This window comes from Tepidimonas sp. (assembly GCF_046292505.1).
Taxonomy (GTDB): domain Bacteria; phylum Pseudomonadota; class Gammaproteobacteria; order Burkholderiales; family Burkholderiaceae_C; genus Tepidimonas.
The window spans coordinates 1-542 of sequence record NZ_JBKBQX010000262.1 but is presented as its reverse complement, the minus strand read 5'-3'; the positions used below and the strand labels follow the sequence as shown (position 1 = coordinate 542).

At 66.4% G+C, this 542-nt stretch carries 1 protein-coding gene; it reads left to right on the top strand.

Features of this window, described 5'->3' with window-relative positions:
* Positions 1-542: efflux RND transporter periplasmic adaptor subunit (locus ACK4TH_RS13160; protein ID WP_409627079.1), on the top strand; the 542-nt coding region annotated here is incomplete at both ends.

The window sequence follows — 542 nt, the reverse complement described above, 5'->3', positions numbered from 1 at the left end:
GCACGCTGCCGGTGAAAGAGGGCCAGACGGTCAAGGCGGGCCAGTTGCTGTTCCAGGTCGACCCCACCGACATTCAAGGGCAGGTGGCGCAGGCGCGCTCCGGCTTGGCGCAGGCGCAGGCCAATCTGGCCAACGCCAAGGGCGACTTCGAACGCTTCGGCAATCTCTACAAGGAACAGGCCATTCCCAAGCAGCAGTGGGATCAGGTGCAATTGCGCTACCAGGTGGCGCAGGAGCAGGTGGCCGCCGCGCAGGCCGGCTACAACACCGCCGCCGCGCAGATGCGCTATTCCTCCGTCACCTCGCCGATCACCGGCGTGGTGGTGCAGAAAATGGCCAATCAGGGCGATCTGGCCGCGCCGGGCCGCCCGGTGCTGGTGATCGAGGGACAGGGCAAGCTGCAGGTCACGACGCAGGTGCCGGGCGATGTGTTCGACAAGATCAGGATCGGCGACAAGGTGCAGGTGCTGGCGGGTGACAAGTCGCTGCAGGGCGTCATCGCCCAGACCGTCCCGGTGGCCGATCCGATGAGCCATACCCAC